This is a genomic window from Pseudomonas sp. BIGb0558 (assembly GCF_024807515.1).
Classification (GTDB): Bacteria; Pseudomonadota; Gammaproteobacteria; order Pseudomonadales; family Pseudomonadaceae; genus Aquipseudomonas; species Aquipseudomonas yamanorum_A.
The window spans coordinates 38723-58219 of record NZ_JANUEW010000035.1 but is presented as its reverse complement, the minus strand read 5'-3'; the positions used below and the strand labels follow the sequence as shown (position 1 = coordinate 58219).

At 62.6% G+C, this 19497-nt stretch carries 15 protein-coding genes and 3 pseudogenes; 13 read left to right on the top strand and 5 right to left on the bottom strand.

Annotated features, from left to right (window positions below):
• Window positions 1-295 precede the first annotated feature (295 nt).
• The 6 genes from purU to M2400_RS27435 are packed head-to-tail and all read left to right on the top strand — an operon-like array spanning window position 296 to window position 7065.
• Entirely contained in the window at window positions 296-1162 is an 867-nt protein-coding gene (purU, locus tag M2400_RS27460) for a formyltetrahydrofolate deformylase (RefSeq protein ID WP_177047423.1), read from the top strand.
• Window positions 1159-2064, top strand: a complete 906-nt coding sequence (gene folD, locus M2400_RS27455; RefSeq protein WP_259199059.1) for a bifunctional methylenetetrahydrofolate dehydrogenase/methenyltetrahydrofolate cyclohydrolase FolD — start codon at window positions 1159-1161, stop codon at window positions 2062-2064. The genes purU and folD overlap by 4 nt, the downstream gene beginning before the upstream one ends.
• Entirely contained in the window at window positions 2046-3287 is a 1242-nt protein-coding gene (locus M2400_RS27450) for an FAD-dependent oxidoreductase (RefSeq protein WP_259199058.1), read from the top strand. Before folD ends, M2400_RS27450 begins: the two co-directional genes overlap by 19 nt.
• A gap of 14 nt (window positions 3288-3301) precedes the next feature.
• A complete protein-coding gene (locus tag M2400_RS27445) occupies window positions 3302-3601 on the top strand; it encodes a sarcosine oxidase subunit delta (RefSeq protein ID WP_177047429.1) in 300 nt (99 codons plus the stop codon).
• Window positions 3598-6495, top strand: a complete 2898-nt coding sequence (locus M2400_RS27440; RefSeq protein WP_259199057.1) for a 2Fe-2S iron-sulfur cluster-binding protein — start codon at window positions 3598-3600, stop codon at window positions 6493-6495. The genes M2400_RS27445 and M2400_RS27440 overlap by 4 nt, the downstream gene beginning before the upstream one ends.
• 3 nt (window positions 6496-6498) lie before the next feature.
• Window positions 6499-7065, top strand: coding sequence for a sarcosine oxidase subunit gamma (locus M2400_RS27435; RefSeq protein WP_177130814.1), 567 nt, complete (start codon window positions 6499-6501; stop codon window positions 7063-7065).
• On the opposite strand, the gene M2400_RS27430 is transcribed toward M2400_RS27435, so the two are convergent.
• Window positions 7053-8459, bottom strand: coding sequence for a cytosine permease (locus M2400_RS27430; protein ID WP_177078804.1), 1407 nt, complete (start codon window positions 8457-8459; stop codon window positions 7053-7055). The genes M2400_RS27435 and M2400_RS27430 overlap by 13 nt on opposite strands.
• A 322-nt stretch (window positions 8460-8781) precedes the next feature.
• Between M2400_RS27430 and M2400_RS27425 the strand changes: the two genes are divergently transcribed.
• Window positions 8782-9267 carry a flavin reductase family protein gene (locus tag M2400_RS27425; protein WP_177047437.1) on the top strand — a complete coding sequence of 162 codons (486 nt, stop codon included), beginning with the start codon at window positions 8782-8784 and terminating at the stop codon, window positions 9265-9267.
• Between the two features lie 42 nt (window positions 9268-9309).
• Here the strand turns inward: M2400_RS27425 and M2400_RS33690 are convergent, their stop codons facing one another.
• Together M2400_RS33690 and M2400_RS33685 are read right to left on the bottom strand one after the other, a co-directional pair.
• Window positions 9310-10038: a methyl-accepting chemotaxis protein gene (locus M2400_RS33690; protein WP_405046216.1), complete on the bottom strand. Its 729-nt coding sequence runs from the start codon at window positions 10036-10038 to the stop codon at window positions 9310-9312.
• Between the two features lie 129 nt (window positions 10039-10167).
• A pseudogene (locus tag M2400_RS33685) lies at window positions 10168-11184 on the bottom strand (cache domain-containing protein); the annotation flags it as partial.
• Between the two features lie 260 nt (window positions 11185-11444).
• Between M2400_RS33685 and M2400_RS27415 the strand changes: the two are divergent.
• On the top strand, window positions 11445-12488 hold the full coding sequence (locus tag M2400_RS27415) for an LLM class flavin-dependent oxidoreductase (RefSeq protein WP_177047441.1): 1044 nt from the start codon (window positions 11445-11447) through the stop codon (window positions 12486-12488).
• A 104-nt stretch (window positions 12489-12592) separates the two neighbouring features.
• Here M2400_RS27415 and M2400_RS33680 read toward each other — a convergent pair.
• Window positions 12593-13066 (bottom strand): annotated as a pseudogene (locus M2400_RS33680) (methyl-accepting chemotaxis protein); the annotation flags it as partial.
• A gap of 117 nt (window positions 13067-13183) precedes the next feature.
• A pseudogene (locus M2400_RS33675) lies at window positions 13184-13879 on the bottom strand (PAS domain-containing protein); the annotation flags it as partial.
• A 191-nt stretch (window positions 13880-14070) separates the two neighbouring features.
• Between M2400_RS33675 and ltnD the strand changes: the two are divergent.
• From ltnD to otnI, 5 genes are all read left to right on the top strand, one after another.
• A complete protein-coding gene (gene ltnD, locus M2400_RS27405; RefSeq protein WP_259199054.1) occupies window positions 14071-15069 on the top strand; it encodes an L-threonate dehydrogenase in 999 nt (332 codons plus the stop codon).
• 10 nt (window positions 15070-15079) lie between these two features.
• Window positions 15080-16372, top strand: coding sequence for a 3-oxo-tetronate kinase (otnK, locus tag M2400_RS27400; protein WP_259199053.1), 1293 nt, complete (start codon window positions 15080-15082; stop codon window positions 16370-16372).
• Window positions 16369-17007, top strand: coding sequence for an aldolase (locus M2400_RS27395; RefSeq protein ID WP_259199052.1), 639 nt, complete (start codon window positions 16369-16371; stop codon window positions 17005-17007). Before otnK ends, M2400_RS27395 begins: the two co-directional genes overlap by 4 nt.
• Before the next feature lie 184 nt (window positions 17008-17191).
• Window positions 17192-18652, top strand: a complete 1461-nt coding sequence (locus tag M2400_RS27390; RefSeq protein ID WP_177047446.1) for an SLC13 family permease — start codon at window positions 17192-17194, stop codon at window positions 18650-18652.
• Window positions 18653-18662: 10 nt separating this feature from the next.
• Window positions 18663-19445, top strand: a complete 783-nt coding sequence (gene otnI / locus M2400_RS27385; RefSeq protein ID WP_177130829.1) for a 2-oxo-tetronate isomerase — start codon at window positions 18663-18665, stop codon at window positions 19443-19445.
• The last annotated feature ends 52 nt before the right edge of the window (window positions 19446-19497 follow it).

The following is a 19497-nucleotide window of genomic DNA, read 5'->3' as shown; positions in this document are numbered from 1 at the left end:
GGGCAGAGCCCTTTGCTTACTTTGGGGCTTTTCCAAAGTGAGTCGCTGTAAGAGCGAAACCATAGGCGGCCGTTACCTAAATAACGGATATACACCCCAAAAGCCCCCGCCAAAAACTTTCCCCCCAGTTAAAAAACTTTCCCAAACCCCTAGACGCCCCGCCCCCATTCCCCTATAAAGCCACTTCAGGAATATTTTATTCCCCACAAGAAACCGCGCTCATGGAACGAGCCAGCTGTCCTCAGACATTTTTTCGCTATGCGATGAGCTGCCGCCATCATCCCGAGGACGTGTCATGCAACACGAAAAAAACCATTTCATCATCAAGGTCACCTGTCCTGCGGTGTCCGGCATCGTCGCAGCCGTGACCACCTACCTGGCAGACAACGCTTGCTACATCGGGGAGATGGCGCAATTCGACGACGACTTCAGCGGCCGCTTCTTCATGCGCGCCGTGTTCCGCTTCAATGACGGCCACCCCGGCGACCTCGAACAGATCAAGGCCGGCTTCGCCGACATCGCCCAGGCCTTCGACATGCAGTGGGAACTGCACGACACCCGCGAGCCCATGCGCGTGATGCTGATGGTCAGCAAATTCGACCACTGCCTCACCGACCTGCTCTACCGCTACCACAAGGGCGAGATGGACATGACCATCACCGCCATCGTCTCCAACCACCTCGACCTGCGGCCCATGGCCGAGCGCGAGGGCATTCGCTTTATCTACCTGCCAGTGGCCAAGGACAACAAAGCCACCCAGGAAGCCGAACTGATGAAAATCGTCGACGACACCCGCACCGAACTGGTGGTGCTGGCGCGCTACATGCAAATCCTGTCCGACGACCTGTGCCGGCAACTGTCGGGGCGAGCGATCAACATTCACCATTCGTTCCTGCCCGGTTTCAAAGGCGCGAAGCCCTACCACCAGGCCTATCAGCGCGGGGTGAAGCTGATCGGGGCCACGGCGCACTACGTCACCAGCGACCTCGATGAAGGCCCGATCATCGAACAGGAAGTCCAGCGCGTAGACCACGTGTACAAGCCTGACGACCTGGTCGCCATCGGCCGTGACACCGAAACCGTCGCCCTGTCCAAGGCGGTCAAGTACCACCTCGAACACCGGGTATTCCTCAACCAGGACAGAACGGTGGTGTTCCGGTGAGTGACCCTAAACTGATCGACGGCAAAGCCGCCGCCGCCCGGGTGCTGCTGCAAGTGCGCGAGGATGTGGCACGCCTGCGTGAGCACGACATTGAACCGGCACTGGCGGTGATCCTGGTGGGCAGCGACCCGGCCAGCCAGGTCTATGTGCGCAACAAGATCCTGCGCGCCGAAGAGGTGGGCATCCGCTCACTGGAGCACCGGCTGCCCGGCGACACCAGCACCGAACAGCTGCTGATCCTGATCGGCCAGTTGAATGCCAACCCGGCGATCAACGGGATCCTCCTGCAATTGCCGCTGCCGCCGCAGATGGACGAATTACGCGCCCTGGAAGCCATCGCGCCGGAGAAGGACGTGGACGGTTTCCACAGCCAGAATGTCGGCGGCCTCAGCCAGGGTCGGGCGGTGCTGACGCCTTGCACCCCCAGTGGTTGCCTGTATTTGCTGGAACAAACCCTGGGTGACCTGCGAGGCAAACATGCGGTGGTGATCGGCCGTTCGAACATCGTCGGCAAGCCCATGGCCGCCCTGCTGCTCAAGGCGGATTGCTCGGTCACCGTGCTGCATTCCCGCAGCCAGAACGCACAAGCCTTATGCCGACAAGCCGACATCGTGATCGCCGCCGTAGGGCGCCCGCGCTTGATCGATGCCAGCTGGTTGAAGCCCGGCGCAGTGGTGATCGACGTCGGCATCAACCGTATCGACGACGAGGGCCGCAGCCGTCTGGTGGGCGATATCGACTTCGACGGTGCCCTGCCCCATGTCGCCGCCATCACCCCGGTGCCCGGCGGTGTCGGCCCGATGACCATTGCCTTCCTGATGAAAAACACCGTGGCCGCAGCCCTTGCGCAACACCACGCCTTACGCAGCCAATCGGAGGCCGTATGCCATTCAATCTATTGAAATACGGACTGAGCTCGGAGTACCCGGTGGAGGTGGACCTGCCACCGCCCAAGGAACTCAAGGCCAGCTACGACGTGGTGATCATCGGTGCCGGCGGCCATGGCCTCGCCACCGCTTACTACCTGGCCAAGTACCACGGCATCACCAACATTGCCGTGCTGGAAAAGTCATACCTGGGCGGCGGCAATACCGCGCGCAATACGGCGGTGATCCGCTCCAATTACCTGACCAGCGAGGGCGTCCGTTTCTATGCTGAGTCGGTGAAGATGTTCCAGTCGCTGTCCAACGAATTCGACTTCAACATCATGTACTCCGAGCGCGGTCAGCTGACCCTCGCGCATACCGATGCCACCGTGCGTTCGTTCCGCCAGCGGGCCGAGGTCAACAAGCACTTTGGCGGGCGTACCGAGATGATCGACCGCCAACAGATCCGCGAGTTGGTGCCCAGCCTCAACCTCGACCCCGGCCACTTGCCGGTGATCGCCGGGCTCTGGCACATCGACGGCGCCACCGCGCGCCATGACGCCGTGGCCTGGGGCTACGCCAAGCAGGCGGCCAAGCGTGGCGTAGAAATCCACCAGCTCACCGAAGTGCAGGACCTGATCATCGAAAACGGCGCGATCACCGCGGTCAAGACCAATCGCGGCACCATCAAATGTGGCTGCGCGGTGCAGGCGATTGCCGGGCACAGTTCGTTGCTGATGGCCAAGGCCGGCATCCGCTCGCCGATCCAGACCTTCCCGCTGCAGGCAATGGTGACCCAGCCGTTCAAGCCGTTCCTCGACCCGCTGGTGAGTTCCTCGGCCCTGCACTGCTACGTGCAGCAAACCAGCCGTGGCGAAGTGGTGTTCGGCGGCGGTTCCGACCCTTACCCGCTGTTCAATACGCGCTCGACCCTGGACTTGAAGGAAAGCCTGCTGGCCCACGCCATCGAGATGTTCCCGTTCCTGGCCAACGCCAAGTTGATGCGCCAATGGGCCGGGATCACCGACATGACGCCCGACTACAGCCCGATCATGGGCCTGTCGCCTGTGAAGAATTACTACCTCGACGCCGGCTGGGGCACCTGGGGGTTCAAGGCCACGCCCATTTGCGGCAAGACCATGGCCGAACTGGTGGCCAGCGGCGGCAAGGTGCCGGAGATGATCAAACCCTTTGGGCTCGAACGGTTCTCAACCTTCCAGCAAGTCAACGAAATGGGCGCCACGGCGGCCAGTCACTAAGTGGAGAGCGGACTATGAAAATCATGACTTGCCCGCTCAACGGGCCGCGCAATATCAGCGAGTTCACCTATGGCGGCGAGTTCAAGCCGATGCCCGATCCGGTGAACTGCAGCGACGCCGAATGGGCCGACTACGTGTTCAACACCGACAACCTCGCCGGTGTGGTGCGCGAATGGTGGATGCACACGCCATCGAGCTATTGGTTCCTTGCCGAGCGCCACACCGTCACCGACGAGATCCTGCGCACCTTCGATCCCAAGGAACTGTTCAGTGCCCGCGTCGACTTCAACACCGCCAGGGAGATCGCCGGATGAACCGCCTACCCGCCCCCATGGGCTTGCTGATCCAGCGTGATCAGTTGCTCGATTTCAGTTTCGATGGCCAACGCTACCAGGGCTTGCAAGGCGACAGCATCGCCAGCGCACTGTTGGCCAACGGGCGTTTCCTGATCTCCCGTTCGTTCAAATACCACCGCCCCCGCGGCCCGCTGACCATGGCCGGCCAGGACGCGAACAGCCTGGTGCAGTTGCCCCAGGAGCCGAACGTGCTGGCCGACGCCCACGCGCTGTCCGGCGGTTTGCAGGTGAGTGCGCAGAACGTCAACGGCTCGCTGGACCACGACCGGGATGCCTACCTGGGCAAGTTCTCCAAATTCATGCCGGTGGGGTTCTACTACCGTTCGTTCTACAAGCCCAAGGGCATGTGGAAAGTCTGGGAACCGATCATCCGCAAAAAGGCCGGCCTGGGTGTGCTCGACCTGAAATTCCAGCCCGAGTACTACGACAAGGCCTACCTGTTTACCGACCTTGCGGTGATCGGCGCTGGCCCCGCCGGTTTGCAGGCGGTCCTCACCGCCGCGAATGCCGGGGCCAAGGTATTGCTGATCGAGCAGCAGCCAATCCTGGGCGGCTCGCTGACCTATGCCCGCTTCGATATCGAAGGCACGCGCGCCGACACCCTGCGCCGCGAGCTGCTCGGCGCAGTGCAGCAACACGCCAATATCCAGGTGCTGACCGAAGCCACCTGCAACGCCTGGTTCACCGACAACTACCTGCCGGTGATCCAGGGCAAGCGGATGTACAAGGTGCGCGCGCGCCAGTGCCTGGTGTGCAGCGGCTCGTTCGACCAGCCGGTGATCTTTCGCAATAACGACCTGCCGGGCGTGATGCTGACCAGTGCCGCACAACGCCTGATGAAACTGTACGCGGTCAAGCCCGGCAAACGTGCCGTGGTGCTGACCGGCAACGATGACGGTTACCTCGCCGCCCTCGACCTGCACGACCAGGGCGTGGACGTGGCCGCCGTGATCGACCTGCGTCACGCCCCCGCCGACCAGGCACTGCCTGGCGCCCTGGCCCAACGCAACATCCGTTGCCTGAACAACAGCACGGTGTTCGAGGCCTTGCATGAAAAAGGCATGCGCCATGTGAAGGGCGTCGATGTGCGCCAGATCACTGGCCAGGGCCAGGTCAGCAGCAGTGGGCAACTGATTGACTGCGACCTGCTGTGCATGTCCGCAGGCTATATGCCGGTCTATCAACTGCTGTGCCAGGCCGGCGGCAAGCTGGCTTATGACGACCAGCGTGCAGCGTTCAGCCTCAGCGGTTTGCCCCATAACCTGAATGTGGCGGGTTCCGTCCACGGTCGGCACCAGTTGGACAACGTGCTGGTGGACGCGACCAATGCCGCGGCCAACAGCGTGCTCGCCCTCGGCTTGAGTGCCGCCAGCCCTCAGTTGCCGTTGCGCAGCGAAGCCCAGGTGAATTTCAACTGGCCGATCTTCCCGCACCCCAAAGGCAAGGATTTCGTCGACTTCGACGAAGACCTGCAAGTGGCGGATATCGTCAACGCGACCCGCATCGGCTACCGCGATGTGCAGTTGGTCAAACGCTACTCCACCGTGGGCATGGGCCCGTCCCAGGGGCGTCACTCGGCGCTGCCGACGGCGCGGCTGGTGGCCTGGGCAACCCAGCGCAATATCAGTGAAACCGGCGTTACCACCGCGCGGCCGCCATTTGTGGCAGAGAAACTGGCGCATGTCGCCGGGCGCGCTTTCGACCCTTACCGGCAAACGCCGATGCATGCCCGGCATGTGCAGGCCGGGGCGAAAATGATGCCCGCCGGCATCTGGCAACGCCCGGCGTATTACGGCAAGCCACAGGATCGCGAGGCGTGCATGCAGGCCGAAGCGCTGCAGGTGCGTAACAAGGTCGGCCTGATCGACGTCTCGACCCTGGGCGGCCTGGATGTGCGCGGCCCGGACGCTGCCGAATTGCTCAACCGGATGTACACCTTCGCGTTTCTCAAGCAGCCGGTGGGCCGGTCGCGCTATGCGCTGATGACCAATGAACACGGGGTGGTGATCGACGACGGCGTGTGCGCACGGCTGGGCGACAACCACTTCTACGTCACCGCGACCACCAGCGGCGTCGACCGGATCTACCAGCAGATGCTGAAGTGGAATGCACAATGGCGCCTGGATGTGGACGTGGCCAACGTCACCGCAGCGATCTGCGCGGTGAACGTGGCCGGGCCGGACTCGCGCAAGGTGCTGGAGCAAGTCTGCAGCGACCTCGACCTCAGCGCCGAAGGCTTCCCCTACCTGGGCGTGCGCCAGGGCACGGTGGCCGGGATCAAGGCCCGGTTGCTGCGGGTCGGTTTTGTCGGCGAACTGGGTTACGAAATCCACGTGCCTGCGCGCCACGGCCTGGCGTTATGGGATGCCTTGATGACGGCCGGCAAGGCCTTTGACATTCGCCCCTTCGGCGTCGAAACCCAGCGCCTGCTGCGTTTGGAAAAAGGCCACGTGATCATCAGCCAGGACACCGACGGCATGACCCACCCGGCAGAAATCGACATGGGCTGGGCAGTCAGCCGCAACAAGCCGTTCTTCGTCGGCCGGCGCTCGGTAGACATCCTTGAAGCCCAGCCGCTGAAACGCAAACTGGTGGGTTTCACCTTGCCCAAGGGCAGCGTGCAACCGCTGGAAGGCCACCTGGTGCTCAACGGCCCGGACATCAGCGGCAACGTGACCTCCTGCGAGTACTCCACCACCCTGGGCAAAATAATCGGCCTGGCCTACGCCGGTATCGACCAGAGCACGCCGGGGCAGCGGATTGCGATTCGTGTCGAGGGCGGCATTGTCGTCCAGGCCGAGGTAGTGCCACTGCCCTTTTTCGACCCCACCAACCAACGCCAGGAGGGTTAAGCCATGACCAGTCTGAAAGCCCACGAGATGATCACGCCGGCGTGCCGCCTGGTGGACCTGACCGACCTGCCCCGGGTTGGTTTTCGCGGCGCACAGAGCGCCGAGTACCTTACGGCGCGCGGCTTTACGTTGCCGGGCGCGCCCAACCAGGCCAGCGCGCAAGCGGATGGCAGTTGGGTGGTGCGCCTGTCGCAGAACGAATACCTGGTGCTGGGCAGCCCGCAGGATCAGGGGCAGCGGATTGCCGATGAAGAAGCGCGTTGGGAACTGGACCACCGCGCCAATTACCTGTTGCCGCGCCAGGACAGCCATGCCTGCGTATTGCTCAGCGGCGATGTGATTGCCCAGGTGATGGCGAAGCTCTGTGGTGTCGACCTCAGCGCTGCCGCCTTCAAGCCCGGGGCGGTGGCGCAGACATCGGTGGCGCGGGTGAATGCGATTGTCATCCACACAGGAAGTGTGGAGGTGCCGGCGTTTCATATCCTGTGGGATCGCGCCTCGAAGGAGTACTTCGATGGCGCGTTGAGGGATGCGTTGCAGGAGTTCGGCGGGGTGGCTCAGTCGGTGTAGCCCAACCGTGCCGCCCTGACCTTTTGGCTGCGTTGACGTGTCGCCAGGCAGTAATACAACGGGCACGTCACCACCAACCCCACCAGCCACGACAGGTCTGCGCCTTCCACCAGGTTGGCGTAGGGCCCCACATACAGCGACGTATTGGCAAACGGCAGTTGCACGATGATGCCGATGAAATACGCCACGATCGCGTGCAGGTTAAAGCGCCCGTAAATCCCGCCGTCCGCCTGGAAGATCGAGGCAATGTCGTAGACGCCGCGCTTGATGACATAGAAGTCAATCAGGTTGATCGATGCCCACGGCACCAGCACGATCAACAGCGCCAGAATCAACCCGATGAATTGCGAGATAAAGTCCGCTGACGCGCCCAACGCAACCACACAGCATCCGGCGAGCACCACTCCCGATAGCATCACCCGCACCTTGATGCTGGGTGTCCACTGGCTGGCAAAGGTCTGGATCGAAGTAATGATCGACAGCACCGCGCCGTACAGATTCAGCGCGTTGTGGCTGATGATATTGAGCAGGAACAACACCATCAGGATCGGCCCCAGCCAGCCTGTGGCCTGCTTGACCGCGACCATCGCTTCGGTGCCTTCGGGCGTTGCCAGGGCGGCGACCAGGCCAAAGGAGAACGACAAAATGGTGCCAAGGGTGGCGCCCAGGTAGGTGGCGACGAAGGGTCGGGTGATGCCGATATCCACCGGCAGGTAGCGCGAATAATCACTGGTGTAGGGCGAGAAGCTGATCTGCCAGATCACCCCCAGCGACACCGTTGCCAACCAGCCGGCCAGGTTGAAGCCGCCACGGGTGAGGAAGTCGGCCGGCAGGTCATGGGCAAAAATGTAGAGGAAGCCCGCCAGCAATGCGCTGCCCATCACCCAGGTGCCGATGCGGTTCAGGGTATGGATAAAGCGATAGCCGATGACGCCGATGGCCGTGGCGCTGAGCGCGCCGATCAGGATGCTGGCCGGCACCGGTACCGACGGCACGATGCCGACGATGGATTTGCCGGCCAGCACGATGTTGGAAATGAAGAAGCCGATGTAGATCAGGGCCGCGAAGAACACGATCAGCAGCGCGCCGTAACGGCCGAACTGGCCCCGGCTCTGCACCATCTGCGGGATGCCCATGCGCGGGCCCTGGGCCGAGGCGAGGGCAATCACGATGCCGCCGAGCATGTGCCCGAGGGCAATCGCCAGCAGCCCCCACACCAGGTTGAGATGGAACACCTGGGCCACCATGGCGCCGGTGACGATGGGCAGCGGTGCAATGTTGGTGCTGAACCATAAGGTGAACAGGTCGCGGGCCTTTCCATGGCGCTCCGCGAGGGGGACGTAATCGACCGTGTGATTCTCGATCAGGGGATCTTGCCGGGACATCTGGGGCATGGAAATGAACTCGCGTTTGTCTGATCTTATAGTTGTTTGACGCCAAACCGGGGGAGCTCTCTGGCCGCCCCTCAGATGAACACCATATTATGGTATTCCAACATTTTCACAAGACTGATCCGTAGTCTCAAGCTGCATCTGATCCGTAATTGTGCCACATGCCCTCTCGCGTTTTCGCGCCTTTACCCCCGTATTTATTGGTTATAAGACCAAAGGCTGACGTTGGTCGGCGGCTTGAAAAAGCCCTTGATTAGATTGTATTACGGTATACCATCAGACCTACAAATCCATAAAATCCGCTTCACCGCCAGAGGACTGCCCCATGATCGATGCCGCCATCTACAAACAAGTGATGGGTTCGTTTCCGTCCGGGGTCACCGTGATCACCACGCTCGATGACGACGGGCAAATTGTCGGGTTGACCGCCAGTGCCTTCAGCTCGTTGTCCATGGACCCGGCCCTGGTGCTGTTCTGCCCCAACTACAGCTCCGACTCCTACCCTGTGCTGATCAAGAACAAACGCTTTGCCATCCATGTGCTGTCCGGTGGGCAGCAGAGCGAAGCCTATGCCTTCGCGCGCAAGGGCAAAGACAAGGCGCAGGGTATCGAGTGGACCTTGAGCGAGCTGGGCAACCCGATCCTCGCCAATGCCACGGCGGTGATCGAATGCGAGTTGTGGCGCGAATATGAAGGCGGCGACCACGCCATCATGGTCGGTTCGGTGAAGAACCTGATCGTGCCCCAGCAGAACGCCGGGCCACTGGTGTATTGCCACGGCAAGATGGGCGCCCTGCCCGTCATTGCCTGATCGTTGCGCTGGCAGGCGCCCGGCAGGCCGGGCGCCCATCGGTCATGTGCGAAAACGGCTGACCAACTGATTCAACGTCTGCGACAACGCCGTCAACTGCTGCGCATCCTGGCGCGTGGAATCGGCCAGGCTCGCCACCAACTGCGCATCCCCGTGAATCTGGCTGATATGCCGATTGATGTCTTCCGCCACCTGGTGCTGCTCTTCGGCGGCCGTGGCGATTTGCGTATTCATGTCGCGGATCACGTCCACCGACTCGCGAATCAAGCCGAAGCTGGCCCGTGCATCGTTGATCGACACCACCGTTTCCTGGGACACCTCCAGGCTGGCATGCATCTGCTTGCCCATCTGATGGGTGCGCCGCGCCAGGTTGCCCAGCAGCCCGTCGATCTCCCCGGTGGAGTCTGAGGTGCGCTTGGCCAAGGCCCGTACCTCGTCCGCCACCACGGCAAATCCACGGCCCTGCTCACCGGCCCGTGCGGCCTCGATGGCGGCGTTCAACGCCAGCAGGTTGGTCTGCTCGGCGATGGAGCGGATAGTGCCGAGGATCGACTGGATGTCGTTGCTGTCTTTTTCCAGCTGCTCCATGGACTGCGCGCAGTGGCCGACTTCTTCGCTCAGGCGCCCGACGCTGCTTACCGCAGCGTCGATCTGCTGCTGGCCGGTGTGCGCCTGGCGCTGGCCGTTGTCGGCCGAGTCCGCGGCCTGGCTGCAGGAACGCGCGACTTCGTTGGAGGTGGCGACCATTTCGTGAAACGCCGTGGAGACCATGTCCACCGCTTCGCGCTGGCGTTCGGCGACCTCGGCCATTTCCACCGAGACTTCGGTGGCACTGCCGGAGCTGCTGTGGATCTGTGCGGCCGCCTGGCCAATGCGCTGGATCAGCGTGCGGATGGCTTCAAGGAACTGGTTGAACCAGCCGGCGAGCTGCGCCGTCTCGTCGCGCCCTTTTACCGGCAGGCGCGCCGTCAGGTCGCCTTCGCCCTGGGCGATGCCTTCCAGCCCGCTGGCCACGCCGCGAATCGGCTTGACGATCAGCCCGGCAAACCAGGCGCCCACCACCGCAAACAACACCGCGCACACCAGCGCGATGGCCGCAATCAGCCAGGTGAGCCGCGCTGCGCCGGCCATCACTTCGCTTTCCCGCACCACCCCGACAAACCGCCAGCCCAACGCCTTGGACGGCCAGACAAACGCCATGTAGCGTTCCCCGGCCAACTCGACCTGCACCAGGCCCTGGCCGGCCTCGCTCAGCTGCCGGTAACCGTCGCCCAACTCGCCGAGCTGCTTGAAGTTGTGGGACGGGTCATTCGGGTCCACCAGCACCGTGTCATTGGCTTCCATCAACATCAGGTAGCCGCTGTCACCCAACTTGATCTGTTTGACCAGGTCGGTCAGTTGCTTGAGGGAAACATCAATGTTCACCACCCCGCTCGCCTTGCCCTGGCGGTCGTTGAAGCTTTGCACCGTGCTGACCAGCACCACGTTATCAGCGGCCCAGTAATAGGCCTCGGTGCGCAGGGTCTTGCCGGGTTGCGCCATGGCCGTCTTGTACCAGGGCCGGGTGCGCGGGTCGTAGCTCGCGAGTTTGGGATCGCCCGGCCAGAACACATAACCGCCGTCTTCGGTACCCAATGACAAGTAGGTGTAGGCCCCATGACTCTTGGCCAACCCCTCGAACAGCTTGAACAACTGCTGGTCACGTTCACCGGGCGCGACCTGGGCGGCATCGCTGGCCAGATAGCGTTTCACGTCGCCATTGATGCCCTGCAACTGCGGGTGCGCCGCCAGGTAGGCGACGTTCTGGCTGATGCCTTCGAAAAACAGCTGCATGGCGTTGTCGACCTGGCGAATTTCACGTTCGCTGCCGTCGATAAAGCCGTCCCGTGCCTCATGGCGCACGTTGAGGATGATCATCACCGCCACCAGAATAACCGGCAGGCTGGCGATCACCGCAAACGCCAGGATCAATTTTTGTTTTATGTTCATCGAGCTCGCTTTCCTTGTGAGGTAAGTGTGCGACCGTTGGAGAGAAAAGTTTTGCGGATATTCCGTATTATGGTATACCAACAATCAATCCGCCGAACAGCCGTCATCACTGGCACGCTTCACATTGGCGAGAGCACTTAAGGGCCCGCAGTCGACAGGCCGATCACAATAGATCCGAGGTAAGCGTCATGAAATTTTCCCTGTTCGTGCACATGGAACGCTGGGATGAAAGTGTCAGCCATCGCCAGTTGTTCGAAGACTTGACCGAACTGACCCTGATGGCCGAAGCCGGTGGTTTCAGCACCGTCTGGATTGGCGAACACCACGCCATGGAATACACCATCTCGCCCAGCCCGATGCCGCTGCTGGCTTACCTCGCAGCCAAGACCAGCACCATTCACCTGGGCGCGGGCACGATCATCGCGCCGTTCTGGCACCCGCTGCGGGTGGCAGGCGAATGCGCGCTGCTCGACGTGATCAGCAACGGACGCATGGAAGTCGGCCTGGCCCGTGGTGCCTACCAGGTCGAGTTCGACCGCATGGCCGGCGGCATGCCCGCCTCCAGCGGCGGCCAGGCCCTGCGCGAGATGGTGCCGGTGGTGCGTGCCTTGTGGAAAGGCGACTACGCCCACGACGGTGACATCTGGAAATTCCCCACCTCCACCAGCGTGCCCAAGCCCATCCAGCAGCCCAACCCGCCGATGTGGATTGCCGCTCGCGACCCCGACTCCCACAACTTTGCGGTGGCGAACGGCTGCAACGTGATGGTCACCCCCTTGATGAAGGGCGACGAAGAAGTGCTCGACCTGAAGAACAAGTTCCAGGCCGCGCTGGACAACAACCCGGACGTGCCGCGCCCGCAACTGATGGTGCTGCGCCACACCCACGTGCACGCCGTGGACGACCCTGAAGGCTGGAAAGTCGGGGCCAAGGCCATCGCCCGGTTTTATCGCACCTTCGATGCCTGGTTCGGCAACAAGACCGTACCGGTCAACGGCTTCCTCGACCCGAGCCCGGAAGAAAAATTCGCCGGCCGCCCGGAGTTTGAACTGGAGAGCCTGCACAAGACCGCAATGATTGGCACGCCGGAAGAGATCATCCCGCGCATCCAGTATTACCAGTCCCTGGGGGTCGACGAGTTCAGCTTCTGGTGTGACAACAGCCTGCCCCACGCGGAGAAGAAAAAATCCCTTGAGCTGTTTATCAAGCACGTGGTGCCAGCATTTCGCTGAGGTTAATCCCTGAGCCGCACACCGCGCCGGCAAAAAAACGCCACTCAATGAGTGGCGTTTTTCATACCCTGCTGGACGTCAAGACCAAGGCCCGGCTCGAAGCGCTACCCCACCCAACTGATCGCAGTCTTTGGGATCACCTCGGACTCATCCAGCTTGGAAGCAAACATGCTCACAGCCTCGACCGCGTCGCTGGTGCCATTGCGAATCTGCAAAATCACCGAGCCGGCTTGATCGGCCAGGGTAACGCCGCGCTGCGCGCCTTCCTGGGTGGCATTCATGCTGACGACGGCGTCGCGTGTCTCGGCGAGTATCTTGCTGATCATCTCGGAAATTTCCGCCGTCGAACGACTGGTGCGCCCCGCCAATTGCCTGACCTCGTCGGCAACGACTGCAAACCCGCGCCCTTGATCCCCCGCGCGGGCCGCCTCGATGGCCGCGTTGAGTGCCAGCAGGTTGGTCTGGTCGGCGATCCCGCGAATGGTGTTGACGATCGCCGTGATCTGCTCGGAGCGATCGCCCAGTTGCCCCACCAATCGCGCGGACGCACCGATATTGTCGGCAATTCGGCGCATCTCGCTGGCCGTCTCTTGAATGACCTGAGTGCCCTGCTCGGCGAACTTCTCCGTCTCGGCAGAGATATGGTAAGCCCGAGAGGCACCGCGGGAATCGGCCTCGAATTTCTCGACCCGCTCGGTGATATCGCTGGCGAACTTGACGATCTTGGTTAACTTGCCGTCGGCGTCATAGACCGGGTTATAGCTTGCCTCCAGCCACACGACGCGGCCGTGCTTGCCGAGGCGCTTGAATTGCCCGCGGAAAAACTCACCCGCATTCAGGCGACGCCAGAAGTCCGTGTACTCATTGCTGTTAACAAGGGCGGGTTCGCAAAACAGGCGGTGATGCTTGCCCTGAAGTTCCGCCATCCCATAACCCATCACATTCAGAAAGTTTTCGTTGGCGACCAATACATTGCCGCTCAGGTCGAACTCGATCACCGCCATGGCTCGGTCCAGCGCCACGAGCTTGCTGCGGGTAGCGGCCTCCTGCGCCACTTTGTCGGTGACGACAAGCGCGTACTTGACGATCCTCAACACCTGGCCACGCTCGTCCAGCACCGGGTTATAACTGGCCTCCAGCCAGACCGTCTGCCCTTCTTTATTGACCCGCTGAAACGTGCCGGAGACGAACTTGCCGGCCCGAAGCTCCGCCCAGAACTGGCTGTACGCCGCGCTGTTCGTCAACGCCGGCAAACAAAAGTCCCGGTGTGACTTTGCGCTCCATTCATCCGCGCGATACCCCAACGCCTGCAAGAAATTTTCGTTGGCGCGAAGCACCTTGCCGTTCAAGTCGAACTCGACCACGGCCATGGAGCGCTCAAGTGCAGCCATCAGTCCTTTGTACCCTGCAACATCGGCCGTCCTGGCCGCCAGTTCCGTTTTTAACGTTTTATTGAACATGACGTACCCCTTCAGAGCAGTGGACTCTAAAGGCGCTATCGGCTGTCAGGCACGGAACTGAACACAGCTCGCTGAGTTTTCATTTGACGTCAATTTAACGGCTGCAGCACCAATGTTAAAATATGTTATTTGAAAAAATAACTTCACATAATCTGATCACTGGTGGATTATCAGCCCTACACGCAACACACCCTGACCACAGAACGGGAACCCCCATGAATAATAAAAACGTAGGCGTTATCGGACTTGGCGCGATGGGCCTGGGCATCGCCCGCTCGTTGCTGCGCAAGGGTTTCAATGTGCATGCCTGTGACGTGCGCGAAGCCGTCACCCAACAGTTCGCCAGCGAAGGCGGCGTGGCCTGCCGTTCACCCGCCCATATGGCAGGTGAATGCGATGTGATCATCACCGTGGTGGTGAATGCCGAACAGACCGAGACCGTGTTGTTTGGCGAGCACTCGGCGGCCGCTGCATTGCGCCCGGGAAGCCTGGTGATTGGCTGCGCCACGGTGGCACCGACCTACGCCGTGGAGCTGGGCAAGCGCCTGGCCGACGCCGGCTTGCTGTACCTCGACGCCCCTATCTCCGGGGGTGCCGCCAAGGCCGCCGCCGGCGAAATGACCATGATGACGTCCGGCCCGGCCCAGGCCTATGCCAAGGCTGACGACGTACTCGCGGGCATGGCCGGCAAGGTCTATCGCCTGGGCGACGTGCATGGCCTGGGCTCCAAGGTCAAGATCATCAACCAGTTGCTGGCGGGCGTGCACATTGCGGCTTCCGCCGAAGCGATGGCGCTGGGGCTGCGCGAAGGGGTCGACGCCGATGCCTTGTATGAAGTGATCACCCACAGCGCCGGCAACTCCTGGATGTTCGAGAACCGCGTGCCGCACATTCTCAAGGCCGATTACACGCCGTTGTCCGCCGTGGATATTTTCGTCAAGGACCTGGGCCTGGTGCTGGATACCGCACGGGCCAGCAAGTTCCCGCTGCCGCTGTCGGCCACCGCACACCAGATGTTCATGCAGGCCTCCAGCGCGGGGTTCGGGCGTGAAGACGATTCGGCGGTGATCAAGATTTTCCCGGGCATCGAACTGCCGACCGCCAAGCCTGACTCCGTATAAGGACCGCTCCATGAACCGACCTGCCGCACGCCCCTTGCTGGGCTGCATCGCCGACGATTTCACCGGGGCCACCGACCTCGCCAACATGCTGGTGCGCGGCGGAATGCGTACCGTGCAGAGCATTGGCATCCCGAGCGACGAAGTCGCGGCCGGGCTGGACGCCGATGCCATCGTCATTGCCCTGAAATCCCGCACCCTGCCGGTTGCCGAGGCCGTCGCCGACTCCTTGGCGGCCCTGGAATGGCTGCGCGCACAGGGTTGCGAGCAGATTTTCTTCAAGTACTGCTCCACGTTCGATTCGACGCCCGCCGGCAATATCGGCCAGGTCAGCGAAGCGCTGCTCAAGGCGCTGGGCAGTGACTTCACCCTCGCCTGCCCGGCGTTTCCGGAAAACGGTCGGACGATTTTCCGCGGCCATCTGTTCGTGCAAGACCAGTTACTCAACGAGTCGGGCATGCAGCACCATCCGCTGACCCCCATGACCGATGCCAACCTGGTGCGCGTGCTGCAATCGCAAACCTCACACAAGGTCGGCCTGCTGCGCTACGACAGCATCGCCCAGGGCGTGTCGCAGGTTCGCGAGAAGATCGCCGAGCTGCGCGCCCAGGGTGTCGGCATGGCGGTTGCCGATGCCCTGTCCGACCAGGACCTTTATACCCTCGGTGCCGCCTGCGCCGACTTGCCCCTGTTGACCGGCGGCTCGGGCCTGGCCCTGGGGCTTCCGGAAAACTTCCGCCGTGCCGGCAAGCTGCGCGACTTCGATCCGGCCTCGCTGCCAACCGTGGAAGGCGGCGAAGTGGTGCTGGCTGGCAGTGCGTCGATCGCCACCAACGGCCAGGTTGCCGCCTGGATCGAGGCCGGGCGTCCGGCGCTGCGCATCGACCCGCTGGCCCTGGCGGCCGCAGAGCCGGTGGTGGAAAACGCCGTGGCCTTTGCGCGCAACACGCCACACACCGTATTGATCTACGCCACCAGCACCCCGGACGAGGTCAAGGCAGTCCAGCAGCAACTGGGCGTCGAGCGGGCCGGTGAGCTGGTGGAGAACGCCCTGGGCGCCATCGCCCACGCCCTTCGCGACAGCGGCGTGCGACGCTTTGTGGTGGCCGGCGGTGAAACCTCCGGTGCCGTGGTGAAAGCCCTCGGCGTACACCTGTTGCAGATTGGCGCACAGATCGACCCCGGCGTACCGGCCACCGTCAGCAACAGCGCCGAGCCGCTGGCGCTGGCCCTCAAGTCCGGCAACTTCGGCGGCCGGGACTTTTTCGACAAGGCCCTGAAGCAACTGGCCGGAGGTGCGCAATGAGTCGCGAAAACGCTCTGCGTGAGGAGATTTGTACGGTCGGGCACAGCCTCTACCAGCGCGGATTTACCGTGGGCAGCGCCGGCAATATCAGCGCCCGGCTCGATGACGGCTGGCTGATCACCCCCACCGACGCCTGCCTTGGGCGCCTGGACCCGGCGGCGATCGCCAAGGTCGATCTGACGGGCAAATGGATCTCGGGTGACAAGCCCTCGAAGACCCTGGCCCTGCATCGCCAGGTCTACGATCGCAACCCCGGGGTCGGTGGCGTGGTGCATACCCACTCCACCCATCTGGTGGCCCTGACGCTTGCCGGCGTGTGGAGCCAGGACGACATCCTGCCGCCGCTGACGCCGTATCAAGTGATGAAGGTCGGCCATATCCCGCTGATCAACTATCAACGCCCTGGCGCACCCAATGTCGCCGAACAGGTGGCGCAGTTCGCCAACCGCGTGCGTGGCGTGATGCTCGAGCGCCTGGGGCCGGTGGTCTGGGAAAGCTCCGTGTCCAGGGCCTGTTATGCCCTGGAAGAACTCGAAGAAACCGCACGGCTTTGGCTGATGAGCAACCCGCGCCCGACGCCACTGGACCAGGCCGCCCTGGACGAACTGCGGGAGACATTCGGCGCCCAGTGGTAGGCCCCGAGATTTACCCGCAACCCCCTTGATGCACGCCTTCGCGACGAGAGGCAGCCAAGCTGTCGCGACAACGTGCCTGAACAATAAAAACAACAGGACATTCCAGCATGACCCAGCCCTACTGCAGTGTTGACGCTTACCGTGGCACTCACCCTCCACACGTTCAACGTGGCGGGTGGATGCTATGAGCCCGCTTATTCTGATGGCAACCGCCGGTCTCGGGATCGCCCTTCTGCTGTTCCTGGTGCTCAAGTACAAGTTCCAGCCGTTTGTGGCGCTGATGCTGGTGAGCATCCTGGTGGCGCTGGTTGCCGGGGTGAAACCGGCTGACCTGGTCGCCACCATCGAAGGCGGGATGGGCAAGACCCTCGGCCACATCGCAATCATCATCGCCCTGGGCGCCATGATCGGTCGCATCATCGAGCTGTCCGGCGGCGCCGAGGCGCTGGCGAAAACCCTGATCGAACGCTTCGGCAACCGGCGCACGCCCCTGGCGCTGACCATGGCCGGCTTCATCATCGGTGTGCCGGTGTTCTTCGAAGTGGGGGTGATCATCCTGATGCCGCTGGCGTATGGCGTTGCCCGGCGGGCACGCAAGCCGCTGCTGATGTTTGCCTTGCCGATGTGCGCGGCATTGCTCACGGTGCATGCGTTCCTGCCGCCGCATCCAGGTGCCGTGGCAGCCGCCAGCCAACTGGGCGCCGACCTGGGCCGGGTGCTGATGTTCGGGCTGCCGCTCACGGCATTCCTGTGCTACGTCGGCTACCGCGTGGCGGGATACATGACGCGGCGTTTCTACCCGATGTCGGATGATATCCGTGCGGAAGTCTACGGGCCGCACGTGACCAACGATGACCTGCGCGCCTGGCATGACGGCAACGCCCAAAACGTTGAAAGCAGCACTGCCGCCGTGGCACACATGGGGCTCGAGGAATCCACCAGCAGCATCGTTGCCAAGCTGCCACCCGCCCCGGCGCCGGGTTTCGGGCTGATCGTCAGCCTGATCCTGTTGCCCATCATTCTGATCCTGCTGGGCACTCTGGCGACGTCGCTGCTGCCCATCGAATCGACCCTGCGGGCGATCATGACCGTGCTCGGCGCACCATTGGTGGCGCTGCTGCTCGACACTTTGCTGTGTGCCTGGCTGCTCGGCTCCCGTCGCGGCTGGAGCCGTACCCAGGTGTCCGACGTGATCGGCTCGGCATTACCCGGCGTGGCCATGGTGATCCTGATCGCCGGTGCCGGCGGTGTGTTCGGCAAGGTGCTGGTGGACACCGGGATCGGCGCGGTGGTCTCCGACCTGCTGCGCACCACTGGGCTGCCGGTACTGGCGCTGGGCTTCTTGCTGACCATGCTGCTGCGTGCGGTGCAGGGCTCGACCACCGTGGCACTGGTGACGACTGCGGGTATCATCAGCCCGCTGATTGCCACGCTCAACCTCACGCCCAACCATATGGCGCTGCTGTGCCTGGCCATGGGCGGTGGCGGGCTGGCGATGTCGCACATCAACGACGCCGGCTACTGGATTTTCACTAAACTGGCCGGGCTCAACGTGGCTGACGGCCTGCGCACCTGGACGGTGATCACCACCCTCCTGGGCACCCTGGGTTTCCTGATCACCCTGTTGATCTGGCCTTTTGTCTGAAGGAGTTCACATGCCTCGCTTTGCTGCCAACCTGAGCATGCTCTACCCCGAACACCCGTTTCTGGAACGCTTCGCCGCGGCCGCCGCCGATGGTTTCGAAGCGGTGGAGTACCTCTTTCCCTATGAGTACAGCCCACAGGATCTCCAACAACGCCTGACCGACAACGGCCTGGTGCAAGCCCTGTTCAACGCGCCGCCCGGTGATTGGGCCGCAGGCGAGCGTGGCATTGCGACCTTGCCGGGCCGCGAGGACGAATTTCGCGCCGGTTTCGACCGGGCGCTGGAATACGCCGCCGTGCTGGGCAACACCCGCGTCCACGTGATGGCTGGCTTGCTGCCGTCGGAAAGTGAGCGTGCGCGTCACCACGGCGTGTACCTGGAAAACCTCGCCTACGCTGCCGCCCAGGCGCAGCAAGCCGGCGTCACGGTGCTGCTGGAGCCGATCAACACCCGGGACATGCCGGGGTTTTTCCTCAACCGCCAGGACCAGGCCCAGGCCATCTGCAAGGAGGTCGGCGCCAGCAACCTGAAAGTGCAGTTCGACTGCTATCACTGCCAGATCGTCGAGGGCGACCTGGCCGTCAAGCTGCGGCGCGACATGGGCGGCATTGGCCATATCCAGATTGCCGGCGTGCCTGACCGGCATGAGCCAGACCTCGGGGAGCTGAATTACCCATACCTGTTCGCGCTGATCGATGAACTGGGGTATGACGGCTGGATAGGCTGCGAATACCGACCGCGGGGCGACACCTCGGCCGGCCTGCAATGGTTGCGGGACTGGAAGGCACGTTAAGCCAAACCCGTGGCCATGGCACCACGGGCATGGCGAAGTTCTATGCGAAAGA